Below are 25,334 nucleotides of genomic sequence, written 5' to 3' on the forward strand. Positions count from 1 at the left end.
CTTATATGGCTTATATGGTAATCGCTCGTGTTTTTTATACCACATAAGCAATATAAATTCAGGCAAAAATGTGAGCGTTAATTTTTATTTATGATGCCTCATGAATGCCTTTTTTATATGATCGAAGACAAAGCCATTTTTTACCACAACCCAAAAGAGTAAATAACAAAAATATTTTTACATTTATTCTAACAATTGGCTTATTATTAAGGTTATTTAATAAAAATTAAAAATATAAACTATGCAGTGGTTTGGTAAAGGCAGTAATAATGTAGAAGACGGCAGAAGTGGGGTGGAGGCAAAACCGTTCTGGGTGGTGGCATTGGTATTATCATTGTTGTACTCGGCTTAATTTTCGGAAAGGATTTAACCGGTGTGGTAAGCCAGATTCCGGCCAGCACGGGTACTGAAGAAGTAAAACAAGGCGTGCCGGCCAACGATCCGCAGGCACAGTTTGTATCCGGGGTTTTAGAATCTACTGAGCAGGTGTGGGATAAAGAATTCCAGGCCATGGGCAAGCAGTACGAGTACCCTAAATTAAGGTTATTCCGCGATGCTGTACAAACGGCATGTGGAAATGCCAGCGCCAATGTGGGTCCTTTTTATTGCCCTGGCGACCGTAAAGTATATATCGACTTGTCATTTTACGACGAATTGAAAAACCGTTTTGGCGCTGCCGGCGATTTTGCACAAGCTTATGTAATTGCGCACGAAGTTGGCCATCACGTACAGAATTTATTGGGTATATCAGAAAAGCTAGATCAGGCCCGAGGGCAAGTGAGCGAAAAAGAATATAACCGCCTATCGGTTAAATTGGAACTACAGGCCGATTTCTTTGCCGGACTTTGGGCACACAATGCACAAAATCTTAAAGATTTTAAATTAGACGCGGGAGATATAGAAGAAGCCCTTACAGCAGCCAATGCCATTGGCGATGATAAATTGCAAAAACAGGCTACAGGCGATGTACAGCCAGATTCTTTTACCCATGGTACCTCAGCGCAACGCATGTACTGGTTTAAAAAAGGTTTCGAAACCGGGGATATTAAACAAGGCGATACCTTCAATTCAAATAATTAATAAAAAAAAATTAAAACTTTTTTCAATCAATATTGTTTGTTTACAGTTAATGAGATTTTTGTCTCAAAACCAAACATAATTATCCCGGCTTCTTATTTGTTTTAATAAAGATGATCCTTATAGTTGATGACAGGCCTGAAAACCTGATCTCGTTACAAAAAGTACTCCAAGCACATAATTTTGAGGTTGATACCGCATCATCTGGCGAAGAAGCGCTAAAAAAAGTTCTTAAAAATAATTACGTCCTGATTATTCTCGACGTGCAGATGCCCGATATGGACGGTTTCGAGGTGGCAGAAGCCATTTCAGGTTTCAGTAAAGCAAAAGATACCGCCATTATTTTTCTTTCAGCCGTAAATACAGAGCTAAAATTTATTACCAAAGGATACCTCAGCGGTGGATTGGACTATATTACCAAACCTGTTGATATTAATGTTTTATTGCTTAAAATAAAAACATTTTACCGCATTTACGAGCAGAACAGAAAACTAAACGAAGTACAGGAAAAACTGCTGGAAGAAATTGAATTCCGAAAGCAGGCCGAACATAAAAAAGACGAATTTATCAGTATTGCCAGTCACGAGTTAAAAACTCCTTTAACCAGTGTAAAAGGTTACATCCAGTTATTACAGCGCAGCTTAAACAGGGATGATAAAACCATGGCACAAAATCACCTCGAAAAAGCCAGCATCCAGCTCGAAAAACTGAACGACCTTATTGTTGACCTGCTTGATATTTCTAAAATAGAAAGCGGCAAGATGAAGTTTAACATGAAAAGCTTTTGTGCCGATAACATGGTAAACAACGCCATCGAGATGTTGCAGCAGTCTAACCCTGATTTCAAGATCACCAAACTCGGCAAAACAGAAGAGATGATTTTTGGTGATGAAATGCGCCTCGAACAGGTAGTGATTAATTTTATTACCAACGCCATCAAATATGCGCCGGGTACCAATCAGGTTAATGTAACCATCAATATTAAAGATGGAAAACTTTATCTGGCTGTGAAAGATTTTGGAATAGGTATTTCTAAGGAACAGCAGCATAAAATATTTGATAAATTTTACCGGGTAGAAGAAAACAGCAACCGCTTTAACGGCCTGGGCATCGGTTTGTACATCTGCTCCGAAATCATTAACCGCCATGGCGGTACCATTGGCGTAAATAGTGTTCCCGATGAAGGATCGGAGTTTTACTTTATCGTTCCCACTACCGAAGAAGAAATCCTTAAAAATCAGATCTAATTATCCTTAATCCATATAATGAAAACAACTCTTAAAAATAATTTACGTTTGGGCCTTGGCCTGTCGCTAATTATTCTATTTATCAGTTCTTTGGCTTCCTATATCAGCATCACCAACCTGATTAAAAGTACCGAACTGGTGAAACATAGCGATGAAGTGATTTTAACTACTGAAGGTGTAATTTCTACCTTAAAAGATGCTGAAACCGGACAACGCGGTTACCTTTTAACGGGAAACAAAATATTTCTGCAGCCTTATTACGGCTCTACCGACACGGCAATGGCTGCTTTAAACAGGATAGAGGCACAAACGAAAGACAATGCCAATCAGCAGAAAAATGTTGCTGAATTAAGAAATATCCTGTCCCGCAGACTGAATATCATTTCTTCAACAATAGAGATTAAATCATTGGGCGGACAGATCGATCCAACGGTACTTTTAGAAGGTAAAACCTATATGGATCAGGCCCGCAACGTTGTTAACCGTATGGTTAAAGAAGAGCGTACGCTACTCGAAAGACGAACCGTAGAACTGAACAAACTGACCTCTTATACCCCGATTCTGATTTTAATAGCTGCGGTTCTTGCCATACTCATTACCCTGTTCTTTTACAGAAAAGTATCTATCGATTTTGATGAACGTGTTAAGCTTCAAAAAGAAATTGAGGATAAGAAGTATGAGATGGAGAAACGTATTGCGGCCATTAAAGAAATTGCGCAACAGATTTCTAATGGTAATTATGGTGTAAAACTCGATAGCCAAAGCCAGGATGATATTGGTGAACTGTCAGAATCGCTGAATACTATGTCATATTCATTGAAAAAATCTTTCGATACTTTGGAAGAGAACGAATGGATACAAACTGGTGTGGCCAACCTGAATGTGAAAATGGTTGGTGAAAAAGATGTTTTCCATTTAGCAGAAGATATTATCGAATTTTTGGCCAATTATACCAGGAGCCAGATTGGGGCCTTATATTTATTTAAAGATGATGGTTACCTGCATTTAAAAGGTCAATATGCTTTAAAAGGTCAGAACTTAACCGAAACCTTAGAAATTGGTCAGGGTTTAATTGGTCAGGTAGTTAAAACGGGCAAATCTATCTTGTTAGAGGATGTGCCACAAAATGAATTATCCATTACACACGCTACCGGGAACATTAGGCCAGCCCAGTTAATCGTATTGCCGATTGTTAGAAACGAAATTTCCATCGGTGGTTTGGAGTTGGGTTCTATAACCAAATATACAGATCTGCAGTTGCACTTTTTAAACCTGGTTTTATCTGATGTGGGTACCGCATTATTAGGTGCACAGAACCGTCAGAAATTACAGCAGCTATTAGAAGAAACCCAGGCACAATCAGAAGAATTACAGGTTCAGCACAGCGAACTTGAAGGGTTAAACGCAGAACTTGAAGCACAGGCACAGAAACTTCAGGCCAGTGAAGAAGAGCTTCGCGTACAACAGGAAGAACTGTTACAGAGCAACCAGGAGCTTGAAGAAAGAAGCAGTTTGCTGGAAGAGAAAAATGAACTGATTGAAGAAAGAAATATCGAAATTCAGCAGAAAGCAGAAGCTTTAGAGTTGAGTACAAGGTATAAATCGGAGTTTTTGGCCAACATGTCGCACGAGCTAAGAACACCGCTAAATTCGATCTTATTGTTATCGCGTTTAATGGCCGAAAACGAAGCCATGGACCGCGAACATCAGGAATATGCAGAGGTGATTCAAAGTTCGGGCCAGGGCTTATTGAGCTTAATCGACGAGATTCTGGATCTTTCTAAAATTGAAGCCGGTAAAATGGAGCTGGATAGGATGAACATTAAAGTTGACGACATCGTCTTCAACATGCGTTCGTTATTTAATCCATTGGCAAAAGAGCGGAACCTCAACTTTGTGATTGATAAAACAGCAGATGTTCCGGAGTTTTTCCATACCGATAAAATGCGTTTAGAGCAGATCATCAAGAACCTGTTATCAAATGCCATTAAATTTACAACGGTTGGTTCGGTAACCTTAAACATCAGTAAAAATGATAAACTGGGCGCCCTGGTATTCAAAGTTACCGATACCGGTGTGGGTATTGCGCCAGAGAAACAGGCCATGGTATTTGAAGCCTTTCAGCAGGCAGATGGCTCTACCCGACGTAAATTTGGAGGTACAGGCCTGGGGCTTTCCATCAGTAGGGAGCTGGCCAAATTACTAGGTGGTTACATCGATCTAAAAAGTACAGAGGGCGAAGGAAGTATTTTTACCTTAACCCTGCCTATTGATAAAAATAAAGGTTTTGATGGCGCAATTGCCAATTTGGAACAACCAGAAATAGTGGCTCCTGCAGAACCTGTTGTTAAAAAAGTAAACCACTTAACGGTTGATAATATTCCACAGGAGATTGACGACGACCGCAATAACATCCAGCCGGATGATAAGGTGATTTTAATTGTGGAAGATGATACCCCATTTGCCAAAACACTTTTAGATTTTACCCGTAAAAGACATTATAAAGGCCTGGTTGCCGTTCGTGGCGATGTGGGGATCGAAATGGCGAAAACCTTTAAACCACTTGCCATTTTACTCGATATCCAGTTGCCTATTAAAGATGGCTGGCAGGTAATGGAAGAGTTGAAGTCAGATCCATCAACGCGCCCCATTCCGGTGCACATTATGTCGTCGTTGCAGGTTAAAAAAGAAAGTTTATTAAAAGGAGCAGTCGATTTTATCAATAAACCTTTTGCTTTTGAGCACATGCAGGAGATTTTTTCTAAACTCGAACATGCCTTAAGCCGTCATCCTAAAAAAGTACTCATTGTTGAAGAAAATGAGCAACATGCCAAAGCTTTAAGTTACTTTTTAAGCAATTTTAATATCCAGACAGAAATTGTAACGCAGGTGCAGGAAGGTGTTTCGGCTTTACACAAACCAGAGGTTAACTGCGTAATTCTGGACATGGGTATCCCGGATAAACATGCTTACGAAACACTGGAAGTGGTAAAGAAAACCCCTGGACTGGAAAATCTTCCGATTATTATTTTTACAGGTAAAAACCTTTCAAAAGGTGAAGAAAACCGCATTAAACAATATGCTGATTCGATTGTGGTAAAAACGGCGCATTCTTACCAGCGCATTTTAGACGAAGCAGGTTTATTCCTTCACCTGGTGGAAGAAAAAAGTAAGGAAAAAGACAAAGCGCCTAAAAAATTCTCAGAATTACAGGATGTACTGGTCGGAAAAACGGTTCTTGTTGCCGATGATGATGTACGCAATATCTTCTCGCTCACCAAAATGTTAGAACAGCACCAGATGAAGGTAATCGCTGCCACTGATGGAAAAGAGGCGCTTAAGTTGTTGAACGAAAGTCCTGAAGTTGATGTGGTTTTAATGGACATGATGATGCCTGAACTGGACGGTTACGAAACAACAACTGCCATCAGACAGGATATTAAATACCGTAACCTCCCTGTTTTGGCTGTAACAGCCAAAGCCATGATGGGCGACAGGGAGAAATGTATTGCCGCAGGTGCTTCTGATTATATCAGTAAACCGGTGGATATGGACCAGTTGATCTCGCTTTTACGCGTTTGGCTTTACGAAAATCATCATAAATCATAACCCATTTTTATTAAAATATGCCTCAAAAATTAATTCTCATTATTGATGATGATAACCGAAACATTTTTGCCTTAAAAGCTGTTTTAAAGGCCAAAGGTTTTGATTGTTTATCTGCCATAAGTGCTCAGGAAGGTTTTTCCATTATGGAAAAGCACGATAACGTTGCCATTGTTTTAATGGATATGATGATGCCCGATATGGATGGTTACCAGGCCATTGCGGCCATGAAAAAATCGGCCAAAATGCAGAATATACCCGTATTGGCGGTAACTGCACAAGCTATGGTGGGCGATAAAGAGCGTTGCTTATCTGCCGGTGCCTCGGGTTACGTATCGAAACCGATAAATGTTGATGAATTATTGTTACAGATAGAAAATTTTACAAAATAACAGGTGATAGGTGATGCGATAGATAACTACCAGGTTGAACTCCTGTTAAATGATGTGCTTGAAACTCATGGTTATGATTTTCTTGAATATTCGCATGCATCAATAAAAAGGAGGATTACACGTCTTTACGCACTGGATAATTTTGTAAGCTTTGCGGAGTTCCGCTATACCATTAAATCAGATAAGCAGTATTTTAAACGGTTTTTAGAAGAAATTACCGTTAACGTTACCGAAATGTTCCGCGATCCTTCTTTTTATAAGGCCCTGCGGAATGATGTACTTCCTGTTTTGGGTACTTATCCATTTATCAGGATCTGGGTAGCAGGCTGCTCTACCGGTGAAGAAGCGTATTCGCTTGCTATTGTATTAAAGGAACTAAACCTGCTTAACAAATCGCTTATTTATGCAACAGATATTAATCCATCTGTTTTGGAAAAGGCAAAAAAAGGCATGTTCCCCTTAAATTACCTGAAACAATATTCCGAAAATTACCTGCAATCGGGTGGTTTGAAAGATTTTTCTACCTATTACACGGCAAACTATTCGCTGGCCAAATTTGATGAAACGTTAAACAGTAAAATGATATTTTCTACCCATAACCTGGTTTCTGATCACTCATTTAACGAATTTCAGCTTATTTTATGTAGAAATGTGTTAATTTATTTCGATAAAGAGCTGCAACACAAAGTATTTAACCTATTTGACGGAAGCATCGAAAAATTAGGTTACCTTGCTTTGGGTAGTAAGGAAAGTTTGGAGTTTTGGCCAAAAGCCAAAGAGTACAAACGCGTAAAAATGGAGAAAATATGGCGCAAACTGTAAATTCTATTCCATGCGCAGCATTAATTATCGGCGGATCTGCCGGTAGTTTGGATGTGCTGCTCGAAATTTTCCCTAATTTAAAGAAAGATCTTGGTTTTCCGATCGTGTTGGTGATACACCGTAAGGCCAGTAACGAATCGCTTTTAACCGACCTGTTGCAAAGCCGTACAACATTAAAAGTTGGAGAGGCAGAAGAAAAAGAGCTTTTAACCGCAGGGAAAGTTTTTATAGCCCCTGCAGATTATCACACATTAATAGAAGATGATTGCAGTATTTCTTTAGATTATTCGGAAAAAGTAAATTATTCCCGGCCATCTATTGATGTTACCTTTCAATCAGCCGCTGAGGTATTTAAAGAAAAACTGGTCTGCATTTTGCTTTCAGGTTCAAACGCTGATGGGGTAGAAGGATTAAAAAGTGTAAACAATTATGGGGGGAAAGTGGTTATACAAAATCCAAATACCGCCATCATGCCGTATATGCCACAGCAAGCGGTATTAGGGGTAAAACCAAATGTGGTGTTGGACAGCTATGATATGGCTGATTTTATAAATAATTTAAATAATTAATTTGCTTTCGGAGGTTAATATGACAGTTGCAAAAAAAGTATTTGTTTTTGATGATAACAGGGATATCCTTGATCTATGTACATTTATTTTGGAAGATGCCGGATATGAGATAAAAACATCTGAAAATGCCAATAATATAGAAAAACAGGTGGCAGAGTATATGCCCGACCTGATATTTATGGATAACTGGCTGCCCGATTTAGGCGGCATACAAGCTACCAGGGCATTAAAAAGCCATCCTGACCTAAAACATATTCCTGTAATCTATTTTTCGGCAAATAACGATATTTCTTCGCTTGCAGATGAGGCAGGGGCTGATAGTTATTTATCGAAACCTTTTGATATTGCTGCGTTGGAAGAAATTGTTAAAAAACATTTAAGCTAGCGCATGCCTTTGTTAAATATGTGAAGTTTTTAGTGGCTGTGAAAGTTCGTCATTTCCAGCGGACCCGATAATTATCGGGTGCAACGAAGTTGAGAACCACGGAGTGCTCAGCAAAGCTAAATCTATCCATTCCACTAAATTCGAGTTGAGATGACTACTTTTTTATTTCAAATCTATTAGTTCTTCCCCCAAATCCTCGTATTCAGGTCAAGCTCCTTCACAATATCGTACATAAATTTAATTGCGGTGATATCTTCATCCATAATAGCTGGATCCAATAAGGATTTAAAAACAGGAGCTTCGAAATAATTTCTTGCCAGCGGAAAACCGATATACATTCTTGATTCGATAAACGATAAACTGATGGAATATTTCGATTGATGATTAAGGTTTAAAATTCTTTCCATCATTGCCGGAGTAAGGATGTACCTTGCTTCAATCTGATCTGATCCGTAGGTTACAAAAGTTTTATCAAAATCGGCATTTTCCAGTTTAACTACATCATTGCTGCCGATGGAAAACAGGTTTTTTGAAAACCACGCACCAAAAGCGGATCCAAAATCTTTTGGCCTTATTATGGTAATGCCGTTAAAGTTTTTATTAAAATCAGCTACAAAAATAATCCCTTTAAAAATTTCATGCCATTCGGTTCTGGTTCCTTCTTTCGTACGTTCAACCGTTTTATATTCAGCATGTACTTCTGCGAAGTAAAAACCTGTTCTGCCAGCCCTGCCCATCACTAAATCTTCAGTTTTATAACGGTCGGGATCGGTGTTAAAAAGCTGGCAGTGCCTAAACTCGTTTTCCCCAATACCATTATTCGGCTCAATGGTAAGGCTTGGATCTATAAATTTAAGCGCAGTGCCTATCACGTTACGCTTGTACTTATCGCTATAAATACGCTGTGCTGAATAAGCACCTGAGAGTTTTATACCTCCAAATATGCCTAAAGCTAAAATGCCAATAAAACCTGGAATTGGAAAACCCAAAACAAAGGCCAGAATTAGTATGGCTATTCCGCCTGCAATGATGAAGTAGCCTTTTTTCTGACCGGCAGCAATGTTTTTTCGTTGCTCTTCCAATGCAGCCAAAACTTGCTGTAAGGCTACATTGCTTTCAGTATTAAACATTAATTATTGAAAAGTTCTTTGGCGCTGATGTTTTTACGTTCTTCTGCAGCAGTTTCCAGTACAGCAATAGGCTGGAAGTTTAATATGCCGGCAAATAAGCTGCCGGGAAACATCATAATCGAATTATTATAATCTGTTACCGACGAATTGTAAGTTCTTCTTGCTGCTGCAATCTGTTCTTCGCTTTCTGTCCAGGTAGTTTGCAGGTTGATAAAGTTGGTATTGGCTTTTAAATCGGGATAGTTTTCTACGTTTACCATTAAGCCTTTTATACTGCTACTCAATTGGGCATCCAGTTCGGCTTTTTCTGCATTGTTTACATTCCCGGAAATTGCTTTTGCCCTTAGCTCAACAATCTTGGTTAAGGTACCCTGCTCATAAGTAGTATATTGTTTTACCACTTCAACAAGGTTTGGGATAAGATCAAAACGTTTTTTAAGCATTACATCTATAGCTGAGAATGCATTGGTGACCTGATTTTTCTTTGCAATTAGCGAATTGTAGAAAAAAATGCCGATTAGAAGTATAACTACAATAATAATAACGATGATCATAATTTAGATTTAGGAATTAGAGAATAAATATAAGAAAAGGTTACAAAATCTACCTTTTTTCATTTTGTTCTCGTTCCCTTTGCAGCCTGCGCTCTAATCTTTTTTGTACCCGTAAGTTATGACTGGCCCGCATGGCTTTAAAACGTGCGATATGCTCCTGCACTTCTTTTTGTTTTTCTTCGGTAATGCCAATGCTGTATTTTATGCCGGTAAAAAGGCTTCTCCAGATCAGGTTAAAAAATGAGGTGTTTGATGGCCGGCTGTAATTAACAGCTACAGCAACCAGTTTTCCATTTGCACCAGGATTTTCGGATTTGATGATGAGCGCATTGGCCAAAAACGAAAGAAATCCACGGGTAACCAGATGATCTTTTTCAGGGTCGTTTTTCATCAGTGCCACAGAAAGATCGTAATAAGAAAAGGCCACCGTGCCTTTTGCACCTGAATCGTTCGCTTTAAAGTTGAATTTCAATTGATCAACGTTGCCCCGGTTAATGCGTACCAGACCAAGTGGTTTGGTAATCTGGTTTAATACCCTGGCGTTAAAATTATGTAAAACCCCATTGTAAGAAAATTCACCATCTTTTGCGGTGAGGTTAAATTTGAAATTTACATCGAGTTTTCCCTGGCCAAACAGGTAAGTATTCAGGTTAACCTCCATAATTGGATTTATGGCCTTAATATTATCCAGGTTGGTGGCGTTTTTTATAATTCCAGAGGTGTTTTCAAAACTGATCCGCCCCTCTGGTTGCTCTCGCTATTAAAAACTGAATAATTTACATTTACATCTTTCAGCTGGATTTTCTGTACCAGTATCGGCGCTTTAAGCAACTGTAAAAGCTGGTGCGGAAATTTACCGATCTTATTTTCCTGTGGTTTATTTGGGAGGCCGTTTTGGTTAAAAACGGATATAAAACCATTAGAAATAGCCATTTCTTTTGCCCAGAGCTCCTGTTTGCTGATGTAAAGCGGTAAATCGATGCCATTGAGTATAATATCGCGCATGCCAATATCAAAGCGTTCTCTCGCGTATCCCGCAACCTTGCCGAATTTCATTTCATCATACAATGGAACCAACGCAAAGCTATTAACCCTTAGTTTACCTGTAGTAGCCCTAAAATCAAGCTGATCAAGCTTAATGTCGTACATTTTATCAGGTGTATGGTACACATAGTTATTGAGGTTGATAACAATATCTTTTAACAGGTAAAATCGGCTTGGGTCATCAGCAGAGGTAGAGTCGACTAAAAGATCGGTTAAGGTAATATTAAGGTCGTCAATATCGAAGGGTACCGAATTGGGCACATTTTTATTCACATATTTAAAGCTTACATCTTTAAAACGGATGCTTTTAATGCTAAACTCCTTCAGGTTTTTGGAAATGATATCGTAAGGCGATTTAATTGGCCTTGGTGCACGCCCTTCGTTAAATGCGAACTGCCGGTTAACCATGGTTACCTCTGGCTTATCAAAAATGATCTCTTCCAGCTGTAGCTTTTTTTCGCGGTATAAGGTTAAAGGGTGAAAATGTTTCACCACCAGTTTTTTTAATGAAACGGTATAAAGGTTGTTAGGTGCTCTTTTTAAGGCAATAAGCTGTTTAAAACGGTTAGTATCGGGCGTTATTTTTACATTTTGTAAAGTAGCATTGCCCGTAATTACATTGGTTGATACCTTGGTAAAACTTATCGTATATAAACTGTCAGTCGATTTGTAAAGGAGTGTTTTTATTCTATCGGTTAATATTGGCCGCGATTTTATATTTAAAAACCAGGTTAAACCGGCGAGTACGATAAAAATACCGAGTAATGTACCCGCAATCCATTTCAAAGCTTTATAACGGTATCTTTTTGTATCAGGCATTAAAAAAGGGTAGGCTGTGTTTTTATCAGCAATATACGCTTATAACATAAATTACAGAAATGTGCGCTTAGTTTTTTTCCCTTCTCGCTTTTCTTGCCGCTTTCCTGTCAGAGCGTTTTTGTTCCCTTATTTTCTTGGCAATTACTTTTTGCTGTTTTACCGGATTTTTTTCGGGTACAATGCCAACACCTACAATATCTTTTATGCCCACAAAAACGGTCTTCCACATCAGGTTAAAAAACGAGGCCGAATTAATCCTGTTATTGGTCATCGTTGCTGTTCTTGGTGCCTCACCTTTTAGTGGATTTTCATCTTTAACCAGGATCGCGTTCGCTAAAAAAGATAAAAATCCTTTTTCCTTGGTGCCTTCCCCATCAATATTATCCGATAACAGTTTAACTTTTAAATTGGTGTACAGCATATTCATCGATCCTGTTGCCGATCTTAAATTACCATTCGCCTTAAAATCAATGTGCTGGATGTCGCCGCTTTCAATTTCGACCAATCCCAATGATTTTGATAGCGGATTTAAGTTTTTAAGGTAGAATTTGCCCAAATTTCCGCTATAACTGAAAGCACCATTCTTATCGGTAAGGTTAAAATCAATTTTTACGTTCAGTTTCCCCGATCCCATTAAAAGTGTGTTTAAATCAGCCACTGCATGGTTCTTTTTGCTGAGTTGCAGGCTATCATTGGTTACATTAAAGATATTTCCGGTAACTGCTTTAAAATCAACTGAACCGGTTTTTTTGCTCGCTGGATTAAATTCCGAATATTTTACGCTTACATTTCTCAGCTTCACGGTATCTATTAACACTGGCATGTTTAACCTTTTCAGCGCCAGGTGTGGGTAATTTTGACCTTTATCAAAACCCGGTGGCGGTGGCGATTCGCGGCTCATAAATACTTCAACATTGGCCGGTCCGATCCTTAGCGATTTTGCGTATAGTTTCTGATTAGTATTTAAGCCAATAAAATCGACTCCATTAAATTCTATCTTTTCAAAACCTAAATTATAGCGGTCTTTCTGTACCTTATATTTGCGCGCAAAAGTCAGTTTGTCATATAGGGGGGTAAGTTTAAAGCCTTTAACCGTAATTTTTTTTGATGAAGTAGAACCTTTAATTGTATCAACCTTCATCGAGTACATTTTATCTTTAGTGACCGATTTACAACCAGCCAGCTGAAAAGAGACATCTTTGGTATAATAAAACCTCGTGGTATCATTGCCGGATAGAGAATCCAACAAAAAGTCTTTCACGGTAATATCCAGGTGTTTAATAGAGTTTTTGGTCTTTTTAGCCGAGGATTTATTGATGTAATCGAAATCAGCATCTACAATTTTAATGCTTTTAACATGTACCGATTTAAAGGTTTTCGAAATCTGCTCATAAAGCGATTTTTCATCTTTTATGGTATCGGGTTTCCTGGTAACCTTATTAAAAATCATGTTGATGGAGGGTTGCTGTAAAAGAATTTCATTTACATCTATCCGCTTTTTAAAGTAGGCCGTTAATATTCCAACCCTCGTAATCTGCAGTTTTTTTAATTTAAGTTCGAAAGTATGGGCGGGTGCCAGTTGTTTTTTCTTCAGGCTGTCGAAAACCGAAGTATCCGGCATTAGCGTAACGTCCCTTAAGGCCAAACTGCCTGTAATTACATTCAAGTTAATGCTTTTAAAATCGATCCGGTACAAATGGTGAGAGCCATTGTAAACGCCCTCTTTTATTTTTTCGCTAAGTATAGGTTTCCATCTGGCGCTTAAAAGCATGGCGCCAAACGCTACAATTAATACCAGTATGCCGAATATACTTCCTATCCAGGTCCAAATTTTATTTCTATTCTGCGTGTTCATAAGGGGATGGCTTATCGATAGGTAACAGATGGAAACGCGAAAGGTTTTTTGATAGAAAGCGAAAAGACTAAAGGGCAGCGTATTGTTAAATTATTTTATTGTTAAAATTGCTTTTGGAGCGCAGAGGCGGTATAAGTAACATTGTTTGCTCCTTTGCTTCGCTTGTAAGCTTTGGCCGTCGTGCCTAATGGCCTGCAGGGTACCGCTTCGCCAAGGGCTAATTTGGTTAGGCTTGTGGCATGGAAACCCCTCATAGCCGCAAGAACAGTTGTAACGTAACCCGACCGTAGCGGGATGCCACAATTTTTTCAATTGGGGCAGAAGCGGTGGCGGGACTGAAGTCCGCCATTAACAACGAACCTTACATTTCCAAAAACTTTTTATCTCAGTCCGTAAGAATGGGAAACCATAATGTCGCTAACCGCAGATCATAATCCCACTGTAAACATTTAAACAAAATATGTCAAATTGTCACTTTTAATTAAATTTATGTATTTTTGCAATCCCCAAAAGTTTTTAAATAATGATTGATTTACAAGTTCCAGATAAGACGCATGATGAAGCCAGACAAGGTGAAGCTTTAATTTTAGATGCGCCAGTAAAAGCCGATGCCCGTAAATTATATATCGAAAGTTATGGCTGCGCCATGAATTTTGCTGATAGCGAGATTGTTGCTTCTATTCTTTCGGAAACTGGATTTGAAACCACCGGGGATTACCATCAGGCAGATGTGATCTTCATTAATACCTGCTCTATCCGCGAAAACGCCGAAACCAGGGTAAGAAATCGTTTATCGCAATTTGGGGTAGAAAAACGCCGTAACCCGAAATTAATTGTTGGGGTATTGGGCTGTATGGCCGAGCGCTTAAAATCTAAATTTTTAGAAGAAGAACGTTTGGTTGATGTAGTGGTTGGGCCAGATGCTTACCGCGACTTGCCTAATTTAATTGAACAGGTAGAAAGCGGGCATAAAGCTGTTAACGTGTTGTTATCACGCGAAGAAACTTATGCAGATATCAGTCCGGTTCGTTTAAACAGCAACGGAATCACTGCATTTATTTCCATCACCAGAGGTTGCAATAATATGTGCTCTTTCTGTGTGGTGCCTTTTACCCGTGGCCGCGAACGTAGCCGCGATGCCCATTCGATTGTGGAAGAAGCAAAAGGATTGTTTGAAGCAGGCTACCGTGAAGTGACGCTTTTAGGTCAGAATGTGGATTCGTATACCTGGACCTCTGAAGATGGAACAGAAACCGTAAACTTTGCCCAATTGTTGGAGCAAACTGCTTTGGTTAGCCCTGATTTAAGGGTGCGTTTCTCTACTTCACATCCAAAAGATATTACTGACGAGGTTTTATATACCATCGCCAAATACGATAACATCTGTAATTACATTCACTTGCCCGTTCAATCTGGTAATACCCGTGTGTTGGAATTAATGAACAGGACTTATACCCGTGAGTGGTACATTAACCGCATTGATGCCATCCGAAATATTATTCCTGGTTGTGCAATTTCTACCGATATTATCGCAGGTTTCTGCACCGAAACGGAAGAAGAGCACCAGGAAACCCTGAGCATGATGGATTATGTGCAATATGATTTTGCCTATAATTTCACCTATTCGGAAAGACCGGGAACTTTAGCGGCCCGTAAACTGGAAGATGATATTCCTGAAGAGGTGAAAAAACGCCGTTTAGCCGAAATTTTGGCCAAACAACAGGCACATTCGTTAATGCGTTTACAGGAATGGGTAGGTAAAACCGTGCGCGTACTGATTGAAGGCACTTCTAAAAAATCAGATCTTGATTATTGCGGAAGGGGCGACAGTGGCGCAATGGCTATTTTTCCTGCCATCGAAGGTGTTAAACCTGGTGAATACGCCAATGTATTGATCGAAAAATGTACTTCAGCTACGCTGATCGGGAAAATAGTTTAAGAAAGGTTGAGGGTAGAGGTAGTGGACATAAGGTCTGATATCTCAAATCTCAATACTCAAATCTAAAGAATGGATACACAAAATATTAAACAGCGGTTCGGTATAATTGGCAATTCGCCTTTACTTAACCGTGCCATAGATATTGCAAGCCAGGTAGCACCAACCGATATGTCGGTATTAATTACCGGTGAAAGTGGTAGTGGTAAGGAGGTTTTCTCGCAGATTATCCATCAAATGAGTGCCCGTAAACACGGTGCCTTTATTGCGGTAAACTGCGGTGCTATTCCCGAAGGAACAATAGATTCTGAGCTTTTTGGTCACGAAAAAGGATCCTTTACCGGTGCGCACGAAGCCCGTAAAGGATATTTTGAGGTGGCAAATGGCGGTACCATCTTTTTAGATGAAGTAGCCGAACTGCCTCTAGGTACTCAGGCCCGTTTATTGCGTATTTTGGAAAGCGGCGAATATTTACGCGTAGGTTCATCTAAGGTGCAGAAAACTGATGTCCGCATTATTGCCGCCACCAATGTTGATGTATACAACCGTGTTAAAAACGGAAAATTCCGCGAGGATTTATATTACAGGTTAAATACCGTTCCATTGCGCATACCGGCTTTGCAAGAGCGTAAAGAAGATATTTACCTGTTGTTCAGAAAATTCGCTGCCGATTTTAGCGATAAATACCGTAGTCCGGCTTTACACCTGGAGCCTGATGCCATTCAGATTTTAACCAATTACAGCTGGCCAGGTAATGTTCGTCAGTTAAAAAACATTGCCGAGCAGATCTGTGTGTTAGAAAAAGAGCGCAATGTTACCGGCCAGGCCATATTAAACTATATCCCTAATGAGGCTGGCAGTAACCTGCCTATGGCCATCAACTCGCAGTCGAAAGAAGATTTTACAGAACGTGATATTTTGTATAAAGTGCTTTTCGATATGAAAAAGGACATGGTTGAGCTTAAAAAACTCGTTGCCGAAATTATCCAGCATGGTGGTAATACCGCTACTGTTTTAGCTGATAATCCGCAGTATATTAATCAATTGTACCGTGATGTAGAATTGCCGGTGGGGCAGGAGCATGCTTTTACCATCCAGCATCCAAACCCTGTAAATAACAACGCTAACAATAATAACAATAACGATTATTTTGCGCACGAGGCAGAAGAGGTTGAAGAATCGCTCTCGCTGGTTGATAAAGAATCGGATCTGATAAAAAAAGCACTTAAAAAGCATAAAGGCAAACGCAAATTTGCAGCTCAGGAGCTGGGTATATCAGAACGTACCTTGTACAGGAAGATTAAAGAATTAAATCTGTAATTTCCCCAACAGCTGATATCAATCTCCACCAAAAGCACGTTTTCCATAATTTAGATAACATTTTTTCAATCATGATGAAAATTAAAATATTTGCCTTAATCCTGCTTGCTTCGGTTTTTAGCGCCTGTTCTTATAAATTTAGCGGAGCCTCTACAACAGGATTAAAAACGGTGGTGGTGCGTGTATTCGAAAACAATGCGCCGCTTGTGGTACCTACCCTGAGCAACCAGATTACCGAATCGTTAAAAACCCGTATCCGTAATCAAACCAAATTGATTATTTCGCCAACTGGTGAAGGCGATGCATCATTTGAGGGTAAAATAACAGGTTATGATATCAAACCCGTAGCCCTTCAAAACAGTGCTACACCTACTTCAGGAGCAAACAGGTTAACCATTACGGTTTCTGTAAAGTATAAAAACAACCTAAAAGAACACGAAAAAGAAAGTTTTGAAGAAAGCTTTACCAAATTTTTCGATTTCCCGATAAATGGCGCACCGATCCAAACCCTGTTGCCGGGTGCTATCGAAAACATTAACAAGCAATTATCGGAAGATATTTTTAACCGTGCCTTTGCGCAGTGGTAAATAAAGCAGGATTGTAAGAGACAAAATTTTAAAAACCCGGCTACATTTTTTTAACTTAGCGGCAAACCTCGATAATGGATAACAAAAAGCTACTGGCAGATTTACTTGCGCAACCTGGAAAGGTTAGGCCAGAGCATGCATCCATGTTGCAGGAAATGGTTCAGCAATTTCCGTATTCACAGCCCATCCATTTACTTTTAGCCAAGGCCAATGCATCGTTTGTGCCTAAGGCCGCATTATATGGTCAGGGACATGTATTGTTCCATGTGTTAAATATGGTTCCTGTTTATGATGAAGAGGAATTGCCGGTTAGCAATAACGGGGCAACTGTAGCTCATGATGCTGATGAGCAAGAGGTTATTGAGGAAGTTATTGAGCCTGCAATTGAAAATCCGGTTCAATTAGCTGAAACTGATCCTACTGTTGCCGAAGATAATCATGATGAACAGGAAGTTTTTGAAGAGATTGGTGAAATTAGTCCTGGTGAAACCTCTCCTTTAAAATCAATAGCTGAGGTAGAAATGCCAGATTACCTTCCGGTCACCGATCAATTAATGGATTGGCCTGCTGTAGATGATTCGTTTATAGAAAGTGTTGCCGCTGTAGATTTTTTTGCGTTTGAGCAGAAAATGAGTACCGATGTGGTAACAGAGGCACCACAAATAGAAACGGTCATACCTGACGATCCGGAACACAGTTTTGTTTCGCAGTATAACGACGATAAACTTCCATATACCTTTTTATGGTGGCTGGCTAAAACACGTAAAGAGCATGAGCAGATTTTTCAGCCTTATGCGCCAGCTAAACAAGGGCCATTAAAACCACAGCCACAAAATAATCAGCAACAGGATCGTGCCGAGTTTCAGCAGCAATACGTGGAGCATATTTTCCATATCCAAACCCCTTTTGAGGTGGCAGATCATTTGGCCGAATATCCTGCTGCCGAAGTTAAAGATGCTAAGGGTGCAGAAATTATTGAGCGCTTTTTAAAAGAAGACCCAACCATTAGGCCGCCAAAACCAGAGCAGATTGATAGTGAAAACAAAGCAAAGAAGAGTGCAGAAGACAATTACGACCTCGTTTCGGAGACTTTAGCCAAAATTTATATCGAACAGATGCTTTACCACAAAGCCATAGATACTTATAAAAAATTAAGTTTGAAATATCCGGAAAAAAGCCGTTACTTTGCCGACCTTATCCAATCTATAGAAAAGAAATTTTAAAAAATATAATATTACCATGGTAACCTTTTTAATCATTTTATTAATTATTGCGTGTGTAGCCTTAGGCTTGTTTGTTTTAATACAAAACCCTAAAGGTGGAGGTTTAGCTACAGGCGGTGGCACCAGCAACATGTTTGGTGTACAACGTACTGGCGATGTTTTGGAAAAAGGATCGTGGGTATTGTTAACCGTAATCGTTGTATTAACCCTTGCTGTTACTACAATTGCTAAAACCAGTGGTGGTTCTGCGGCAGTTGGAAACTCAGCTATTCAGGAACGTTTAGATAAAACGCCATCACCATCTCCAATTGGCGGAAGTTTGAACAGCACTAAACCGGCAGCTCCTGCTCCAGCTAAAAGCGATTCTACAAAGAAATAATTTATAATCAACTTATTTTAAAAGCTTTCCTCAAAAGGGAAAGCTTTTTTGTTTTCGGCATTTATTGCAATAGAAATGGTTGTTAACACACATTTAACATAAAAATCTTAAATTGCAACATGAAATTAAGTGTGCTGGTTTTATTTACTGCTCTTGCCGTGGGCCTATCCATCGGGATGGTTAATTTTTATTTTCAGCATAGCTGGTATTACCTGGCTATTTCTTTTGGTGTATCGTTTCTGTGTAGTTTTCTGGTTTTTTATTACCTGCTCGAAAAATACATTTACACTAAAATCAAACTGATTTACAAGCTGATCCATAACCTTAAATTAGGTAAAGATTTAAAGGATGCACTGGGCGAATATGTAAGCGCTGATCCGATTAACGATGTAGAACATGAGGTGAAAGAATGGGCCGGAGCCAAGAAAAAAGAAATAGATCTTTTAAAAAAACAGGAACAATTTAGGAGGGAATTTCTTTCCAATGTTTCACACGAGTTCAAAACACCTTTATTTGCGATCCAGGGATATATCGAAACCCTGCAGGATTGTTTAGTGGATGATCCTGATCAGGCCGTGCTGTTTTTAAAAAAGGCAGAAAACAATGTAGAGCGATTAAGTTACCTGATCAACGATCTGGATGTGATTTCGAAACTCGAAACCGGCGAATCGCCCATTAACTATCAAAAATTCGACTTTGTGCAACTGGCTAAAGAGGTGATGGAAAACCTCGAAGACCGTGCACAGGCAAAACACATTAAGCTTTTCTTTAAAGATAAATATACTGCACTAACCCCTGTGTTAGCCGATAGGGAAAAAGTACGTCAGGTGTTGATTAACCTGATCGTAAACAGCATTAAATATGGTGTGGATGGTGGCGAAACAGCCATCAAAATTTTCGAACTTCATGATCAGGTTTTAATTGAGGTTACCGATAATGGTATTGGGATTGAAGAAAAACACCTGCTGCGCTTGTTTGAGCGTTTTTACCGCATCGATACCCATAGAGCAAGAGAAGTGGGTGGGACGGGTTTAGGATTGGCGATTGTGAAGCACATTTTAGAAGCCCATCAGCAAACCATTTCAGTAAGAAGTACGCCTGGCATTGGTACAACCTTTGCATTTACGTTGCAAAAGGGGGGATAGCTCGGAATTTTACCACAGAGTGAAAGAGAAAAGGCACGAAGAACACTGAGTGAAGGTCTTCATTTCTTTGCGGTGGTTCGTGTCTCCACGAAACACTTTTTGCCTTCGCGAGTGATATAAATAAATAACCACAAATAAAAAAGGATGCAAAAAGGTATATCCGTGTTTATCTGTGTGCATCTGTGGTTAATAATTAAAATGCCGTGGTTCGTATACTTCACGAACCTTTTTTTTCGCCACGGAAACACAGAAGCACGGAAAGAGATGTACCAGGATGTCTTCCATAGCCGTGGTTCGTGTCTCCACGAACAACTTTTTGTTTTTGCGAGTGAATATAATTTAATCGCAGGTATAAAATCCGTGTTTATCTGTGGCTAAAAATTCTTCAGTAGCAACGTTCTCCATAGTCCAGCGGAAGTTGCTGCGTGTTTCTATTTCACGGATCACCTCAAAACCATTCCGAATTACCTTTATTATTTTCCTAAACCTTTATCGGTTTCATTATCAAATACCTAAAAGAAAGTTGAAAGCAATAAAATGTAACGAAAACAGGTAATAATTTCTTAATATAATTAATGAATTAACATTAACTTAACATTGGGCTTGTAGCTTTGCAACATATTAAAAATTAACATGAACAATATTTTTAAGTTCTTTACGCCTCAGGACAAAAAGTTTCATCCACTTTTCGAACAAGCTGGTAGCAATGCATTAAAGATTGCCGAAACCCTTTTAGAAATGGTTAGTACAGGTGATGCTGAAAGCAGAAAAACAATTTTTAAAGAGATTGAACGCTTAGAGCACGTTGGTGACGATATTACCCATTCGATTTTTCTTGAGCTTAGCAGGAACTTTATCACTCCATTTGATAGAGAAGACATTCACCAACTGGCTACTGCTGTTGATGATGTTGCCGATTATATTTACGGAACTGCAAACCGTATGCAAATGTATAATATGAATACCATTAACGAGCCGATTGTTAAAATCGCCGAACTTTTGGTAGAGATGTGTACTGATATTGATAAAGCCATTAAAGAATTACGCAGTTTCAAAAACATCCGTGTAATTGCTGATGCCTGTATCCGCATTAACAGTGGCGAAAACCAGGCCGATTATGTATTTACATTAGCGGTTGCCCGTTTATTTGAATACGAAACCAATGCGATTGAATTAATTAAACAAAAAGAGGTTTTACAAACGATAGAAAAAGCGACAGATAAGTGTGAGGATGTGGCGAATGTGCTTGAAACTATCTTGGTTAAAAACGCTTAATAAAAAATAAACATGGTCTTATTGGTTATTGTTGTAATTCTGGCTATTGCTTTCGATTACATTAACGGCTTTCACGATGCCGCTAACTCGATCGCAACAGTTGTTTCTACGAAAGTTCTTACGCCTTTTCAGGCGGTTTTGTGGGCTGCGCTTTTTAATTTCGCGGCTTACTTTTACTTTACCGACCACAAAGTGGCCAATACGGTTGCAAAAACAGTAATTGAAAGTTATATCACATTAGAAGTTATCCTGGCAGGTTTAATCGCCGCAATTATCTGGAACCTTTTAACATGGTGGTATGGTATCCCGTCAAGTTCATCTCACACGCTTATTGGTGGTTTTGCCGGTGCGGGTATGACACATGCCTTGTTAATCGGAGCGAGTCCGCTTGCTGCTGTAGAAATGGGTTATGTAATTAAAATCGTTTCATTTATTGTACTTGCGCCAGTAATCGGATTGGTCATTTCAGTTGTTTTAACACTTATTATTATTAATATCTGTCGTAATGCTAAACCTGCAACAGCAGAGAAATGGTTTAAACGTTTGCAGCTGATCTCATCTGCAGCATTAAGTTTCTTCCATGGTGGTAACGACGCCCAAAAAGTTATGGGTATTATTGCAACAGCATTAATCGCCGCTAAGGTTATTCCAAATTTCGAGGCCATGCCTTGGTGGGTTCCGGTATCTTGTTATTCGGCAATATCGTTAGGTACCATGAGTGGCGGTTGGAAAATCGTTAAAACAATGGGATCGAAAATCACCAAGGTAACCGCATTGGAAGGTGTAGCTGCCGAGGGTGCAGGTGCCATTACATTGGGAATCACAGAGCATTTCGGTATTCCGGTTTCTACTACACACACCATTACAGGTTCGATTGTTGGGGTAGGCGTGGTAAAAAGTGTTTCGGCAGTTCGTTGGGGGGTAACCATCAACTTAATCTGGGCATGGATATTAACCATCCCGGTTTCAGCTACATTAGCAGCCATTATTTATGCTGCAATCCACTTCTTTAAATAAAAACAAAATCCTTTATATATTCGAAGACCGAGGCATTAGCTTTGGTCTTTTTTCGTTTTCACATTTTTTAACGCAAAGAACGCTAAGTTTTTCGCAAAGCGACTTTGTATTACCACAGAGGCCACGGAATTTTACACCGAGTAACACAGAGAAGGTCATCCCAACTGCAGCGCATTCCCGAACTTTGGGAGAGAGCTCAATAAGCGAAAACTACTCCGTGTTAATCTGTGTCTCCGTGGCTAGTCTTCGACTCCGCTCAGACACTGACATAGATCGCTTCTCAGCGCCCTCTGTGCCTTTTCTTGGTGTGACTCGGTGGTAAAATAATAGACTTACTTACAAATTTTTATTCATCTCTTTCGCTACTTCCTTTGCAAATATATCATCACTTTTCTCCAGATTTGCCACAATACTTTCCTGGTTTTTAGCTGAATGGTTCTGGCTCATTTTGAAAACATGATCAATATGCTTCACTAAAACTTCAAAGCCAGTAATCGCTTTTAAATGTTTCTGGATATAGTCCTCATCCATTTTATTAAATGCAGCCGGACTTGTCTCCGGATCTTCATATTTATTGGTCAGCTCTTTTATGGCCTGGTAGGTTTCTTCCGGGCTCATCAGCCTGATAATGCCTTTAGCCTGAACAGTTTTGTAATTCCAGGTGGATACCGAAGCCGGCTTTTCATAAACGGAGGCGCTGATGTAAGCATGGGCACCAGTAAAAATGGCCATTACATTTGGGTTTTGTTCAAAGGCCTTACAATGGTCGGTTTTGGTCATAACGTGGCCAATCAGTTTTATCGATTCACCATCAATTACCGTTTTAACCGGTACTTGTGTAGCAACAGGATATTCGCCATCGAAACCAATTAAGGTTACAAAAGTATTCTGGTGCATAAATTCAAGAATTTCATCTTGATTATTAGCTGTAAAATGTGGGAGCTTGTACATTGGTTGTAATTTTTACCACAGAGAAAAGAAGGTTTCACCGGGAACACTAAGCTGATATTATCCTCTGTGTTCTTTGTGTAACTCTTCGTGTACTCAGTGGTTGAATAAAGGGAAGTTAAAACTTAACGCTGATTTCTACTAAATCAGTTCCTTTTTTGGGTAGCACCCAATCCGGACCGACCCGGATAAGCCGGACCGCTTCTGCATCGGCTTTTTTATTAAGCGATTTTATAACGACGATGTTACTGGGCCGGCCGTTCTTTTTTACCTTGAAACTTAAAATAACAAATTGCTCAGGGCCTTTTGGGTTGTAGAGCTTATTATTGTTCTCCAGGTACTGGGTATAGTTTATCGTCGAAACCGGAACGGGTTTGGTAATTTCACCTGTTGCTTTTCCGTCGAGGTTTTGTTCTGCGCGGAGCGTGATTTTTGGCGCTGGAATATTTTCTTTCTTTTGTCCGTTTGATCCTGTAATCAACGCAATTTCATTTAATGACTTATTCCCGCTTAATGCACTTTTAATAGCATTTGGGTCTTGTATGCCAACAACAGGCGCTTCTTTAAAACCGATTGCATTAATCAGCAGATCTTTATCTTTTGCATTACTATCGGCAGGTAAGTAAAAATAACCTTTGGCATCTGTTGCGGTTACATTTTTAGAACCAGCCAATTTTACCACAGCTCCTTGAATGGGTTGACCATTGCTTTGATCGACCACATTTCCAGTAAATGCAATTTTATTTGAGGCAATGGCAGGAGCCGCTGCAACTTTAACTTCATTTAATACACTTTGATCCGCTTTTGCTTTTTCAGCATAAGTGTTCATCTTTTCAGCTTTCGCCAATTTTGCGCGGTTATAGCCAATTGTTGGTTTTGCAGCAACAATCTCTTGTGGAGCTGGTTGTATAATGGTATTAGTCTTCGTATTTTTAGCCAGATCAGTATTTTTCGCATCGGCTATGGCTTTATCTACCAAAGCAGTTTGAGTTGCGCTTTGTACTGCAGTATCCGTTTTTGGCTGAGTTGAAGCAACAGCTGTACTGCTATCCAGCCTAACAATCACTCCGTCCTTTTTACGTGCTGCAACTTCTGCATTTCTGCGGTTGGTTTCGCGCATAAAGAACAGAATACTTACAGCAATAAAAGCAACGGTAGCGGTTGCTGCAATACTTAACCTTTGTGTGGTAATACCCCAAAGTTTACGTTTTATCGGTTTTTCCGAAACGCGGTCGTAAAGTTGTTTTTGTAAAATAGAAAGCGTTTGTTTGCGTTTTGGCGATTGTTTAAGTCCTTCCAATGCTTCGGCCACAAAAGGATCTTCCAAAGCCTGCCTTTCTACAAAGTGCATGGCTTTGGCATCAAGCTTACCGTCAAGGTAATCTTCCAGCACATCAATATCTAACCAGTCGTTATTCACCACTATTTTTTTCTATACAAATCTTTAAATTCCGCTTTCCGTTTTGGATGTAACTCTTTACCTTAAGCATATCGTAGCCGGTAATATCGGCTACCTCTTTGTAGCATTTTTCTTGTAAATAAAATAAATCTACGCTTTTTCGCTGTTCTTCGGGCAAAGTTTCCATACACTTTTCCATAATGGTAAGCTGCGTTTCTTTTGTGTTGTCTATATCCAGATGCACAAACTCGCTGTTTTCCACAAAAGTATCATCTATCGAAACGTTATTTTGCTTTGCTGATTTTCTCAGCGCCATTAAACAATGGTTCCGCGTTAAAACATGAAGCCAGCTTTTAAAATTCTGTACCTCATGCACTTTTAATTTGGTTACCAGTTCTTCGAAAATCTGCATTACAGCATCTTTGCTCTGCTCTTCATCTTTAAAGTAGTTGAGGCAAACCCCGAAAACCAGGTGCATGTATTTATTATAAAGCGTACCCAATGCATCTAAGTCGCCGGTATTTTTATACTCAGCAATCAATTTGGCATCATCCTGCTGGTTGTTTCCAGCTGTGTTTTTTATAAATCTCAAAAAAAATGGTAGC

General features: G+C 39.4%; 22 protein-coding genes and 1 pseudogene. 15 read left to right on the forward strand and 8 right to left on the reverse strand.

Annotated features, from left to right (window positions below; all coding sequences use genetic code 11):
• Positions 1–241 precede the first annotated feature (241 nt).
• The 7 genes and pseudogenes from ypfJ (at position 242) to H9L23_RS22625 (ending at position 8,098) form a co-directional block, all read left to right on the forward strand.
• Positions 242–1,080: pseudogene (gene ypfJ, locus H9L23_RS22595) on the forward strand (KPN_02809 family neutral zinc metallopeptidase).
• A 110-nt stretch (positions 1,081–1,190) separates the two neighbouring features.
• Complete coding sequence (locus H9L23_RS22600; protein ID WP_187592431.1) at positions 1,191–2,324, forward strand: sensor histidine kinase; 1,134 nt, start codon at positions 1,191–1,193, stop codon at positions 2,322–2,324.
• Between the two features lie 18 nt (positions 2,325–2,342).
• Positions 2,343–5,933 (forward strand): response regulator, encoded by a 3,591-nt coding sequence (locus H9L23_RS22605; RefSeq protein ID WP_187592432.1) that lies wholly within the window; start codon positions 2,343–2,345, stop codon positions 5,931–5,933.
• A 17-nt stretch (positions 5,934–5,950) separates the two neighbouring features.
• Complete coding sequence (locus tag H9L23_RS22610) at positions 5,951–6,322, forward strand: response regulator (protein ID WP_187592433.1); 372 nt, start codon at positions 5,951–5,953, stop codon at positions 6,320–6,322.
• Positions 6,323–6,325: 3 nt separating this feature from the next.
• Positions 6,326–7,144, forward strand: coding sequence for a CheR family methyltransferase (locus tag H9L23_RS22615; protein ID WP_187592434.1), 819 nt, complete (start codon positions 6,326–6,328; stop codon positions 7,142–7,144).
• Positions 7,129–7,713, forward strand: a complete 585-nt coding sequence (locus tag H9L23_RS22620; RefSeq protein ID WP_187592435.1) for a chemotaxis protein CheB — start codon at positions 7,129–7,131, stop codon at positions 7,711–7,713. The genes H9L23_RS22615 and H9L23_RS22620 overlap by 16 nt, the downstream gene beginning before the upstream one ends.
• A 19-nt stretch (positions 7,714–7,732) precedes the next feature.
• The gene (locus H9L23_RS22625; protein ID WP_187592436.1) at positions 7,733–8,098 is read left to right on the forward strand and encodes a response regulator; all 366 of its coding nucleotides are present in this window, start codon (positions 7,733–7,735) and stop codon (positions 8,096–8,098) included.
• A gap of 176 nt (positions 8,099–8,274) precedes the next feature.
• On the opposite strand, the gene H9L23_RS22630 is transcribed toward H9L23_RS22625, so the two are convergent.
• From H9L23_RS22630 to H9L23_RS22645, 5 genes are all read right to left on the reverse strand, one after another.
• The gene (locus H9L23_RS22630; protein WP_187592437.1) at positions 8,275–9,228 is read right to left on the reverse strand and encodes a DUF3137 domain-containing protein; all 954 of its coding nucleotides are present in this window, start codon (positions 9,226–9,228) and stop codon (positions 8,275–8,277) included.
• Positions 9,228–9,782, reverse strand: coding sequence for a LemA family protein (locus tag H9L23_RS22635; RefSeq protein WP_187592438.1), 555 nt, complete (start codon positions 9,780–9,782; stop codon positions 9,228–9,230). Before H9L23_RS22635 ends, H9L23_RS22630 begins: the two co-directional genes overlap by 1 nt.
• A gap of 49 nt (positions 9,783–9,831) precedes the next feature.
• Positions 9,832–10,443: a hypothetical protein gene (locus H9L23_RS26725; RefSeq protein WP_246474762.1), complete on the reverse strand. Its 612-nt coding sequence runs from the start codon at positions 10,441–10,443 to the stop codon at positions 9,832–9,834.
• Between the two features lie 44 nt (positions 10,444–10,487).
• Positions 10,488–11,645, reverse strand: coding sequence for a hypothetical protein (locus H9L23_RS26730; RefSeq protein WP_246474763.1), 1,158 nt, complete (start codon positions 11,643–11,645; stop codon positions 10,488–10,490).
• A 67-nt stretch (positions 11,646–11,712) separates the two neighbouring features.
• Positions 11,713–13,500 carry an AsmA family protein gene (locus tag H9L23_RS22645; RefSeq protein WP_187592439.1) on the reverse strand — a complete coding sequence of 596 codons (1,788 nt, stop codon included), beginning with the start codon at positions 13,498–13,500 and terminating at the stop codon, positions 11,713–11,715.
• Positions 13,501–14,023: 523 nt separating this feature from the next.
• Between H9L23_RS22645 and miaB the strand changes: the two genes are divergently transcribed.
• The 8 genes from miaB (at position 14,024) to H9L23_RS22685 (ending at position 22,382) form a co-directional block, all read left to right on the forward strand.
• Positions 14,024–15,439, forward strand: coding sequence for a tRNA (N6-isopentenyl adenosine(37)-C2)-methylthiotransferase MiaB (gene miaB, locus H9L23_RS22650; protein ID WP_187592440.1), 1,416 nt, complete (start codon positions 14,024–14,026; stop codon positions 15,437–15,439).
• A 69-nt stretch (positions 15,440–15,508) separates the two neighbouring features.
• On the forward strand, positions 15,509–16,756 hold the full coding sequence (locus H9L23_RS22655) for a sigma 54-interacting transcriptional regulator (RefSeq protein WP_187592441.1): 1,248 nt from the start codon (positions 15,509–15,511) through the stop codon (positions 16,754–16,756).
• A gap of 71 nt (positions 16,757–16,827) precedes the next feature.
• Positions 16,828–17,343: an LptE family protein gene (locus H9L23_RS22660; RefSeq protein WP_317175270.1), complete on the forward strand. Its 516-nt coding sequence runs from the start codon at positions 16,828–16,830 to the stop codon at positions 17,341–17,343.
• A gap of 74 nt (positions 17,344–17,417) precedes the next feature.
• Positions 17,418–18,566 (forward strand): hypothetical protein, encoded by a 1,149-nt coding sequence (locus tag H9L23_RS22665; RefSeq protein WP_187592442.1) that lies wholly within the window; start codon positions 17,418–17,420, stop codon positions 18,564–18,566.
• Positions 18,567–18,582: 16 nt separating this feature from the next.
• Complete coding sequence (gene secG, locus H9L23_RS22670) at positions 18,583–18,945, forward strand: preprotein translocase subunit SecG (protein ID WP_187592443.1); 363 nt, start codon at positions 18,583–18,585, stop codon at positions 18,943–18,945.
• A 119-nt stretch (positions 18,946–19,064) separates the two neighbouring features.
• Positions 19,065–20,090 (forward strand): sensor histidine kinase, encoded by a 1,026-nt coding sequence (locus tag H9L23_RS22675; RefSeq protein WP_187592444.1) that lies wholly within the window; start codon positions 19,065–19,067, stop codon positions 20,088–20,090.
• Between the two features lie 633 nt (positions 20,091–20,723).
• Complete coding sequence (locus H9L23_RS22680) at positions 20,724–21,365, forward strand: DUF47 domain-containing protein (RefSeq protein ID WP_186828578.1); 642 nt, start codon at positions 20,724–20,726, stop codon at positions 21,363–21,365.
• A 12-nt stretch (positions 21,366–21,377) separates the two neighbouring features.
• Positions 21,378–22,382 carry an inorganic phosphate transporter gene (locus tag H9L23_RS22685; protein ID WP_394355225.1) on the forward strand — a complete coding sequence of 335 codons (1,005 nt, stop codon included), beginning with the start codon at positions 21,378–21,380 and terminating at the stop codon, positions 22,380–22,382.
• A gap of 336 nt (positions 22,383–22,718) precedes the next feature.
• Here the strand turns inward: H9L23_RS22685 and H9L23_RS22690 are convergent, their stop codons facing one another.
• The 3 genes from H9L23_RS22690 to H9L23_RS22700 form a co-directional block, all read right to left on the reverse strand.
• Positions 22,719–23,333 (reverse strand): FMN-binding negative transcriptional regulator, encoded by a 615-nt coding sequence (locus H9L23_RS22690; RefSeq protein ID WP_187592445.1) that lies wholly within the window; start codon positions 23,331–23,333, stop codon positions 22,719–22,721.
• A gap of 115 nt (positions 23,334–23,448) precedes the next feature.
• Entirely contained in the window at positions 23,449–24,753 is a 1,305-nt protein-coding gene (locus H9L23_RS22695) for a carboxypeptidase-like regulatory domain-containing protein (RefSeq protein WP_187592446.1), read from the reverse strand.
• On the reverse strand, positions 24,743–25,321 hold the full coding sequence (locus tag H9L23_RS22700; protein WP_187592447.1) for an RNA polymerase sigma factor: 579 nt from the start codon (positions 25,319–25,321) through the stop codon (positions 24,743–24,745). Before H9L23_RS22700 ends, H9L23_RS22695 begins: the two co-directional genes overlap by 11 nt.
• Positions 25,322–25,334 lie beyond the last annotated feature (13 nt).

Origin of the sequence: Pedobacter roseus, from assembly GCF_014395225.1 — a bacterium.
Lineage (GTDB): Bacteria > Bacteroidota > Bacteroidia > Sphingobacteriales > Sphingobacteriaceae > Pedobacter > Pedobacter roseus.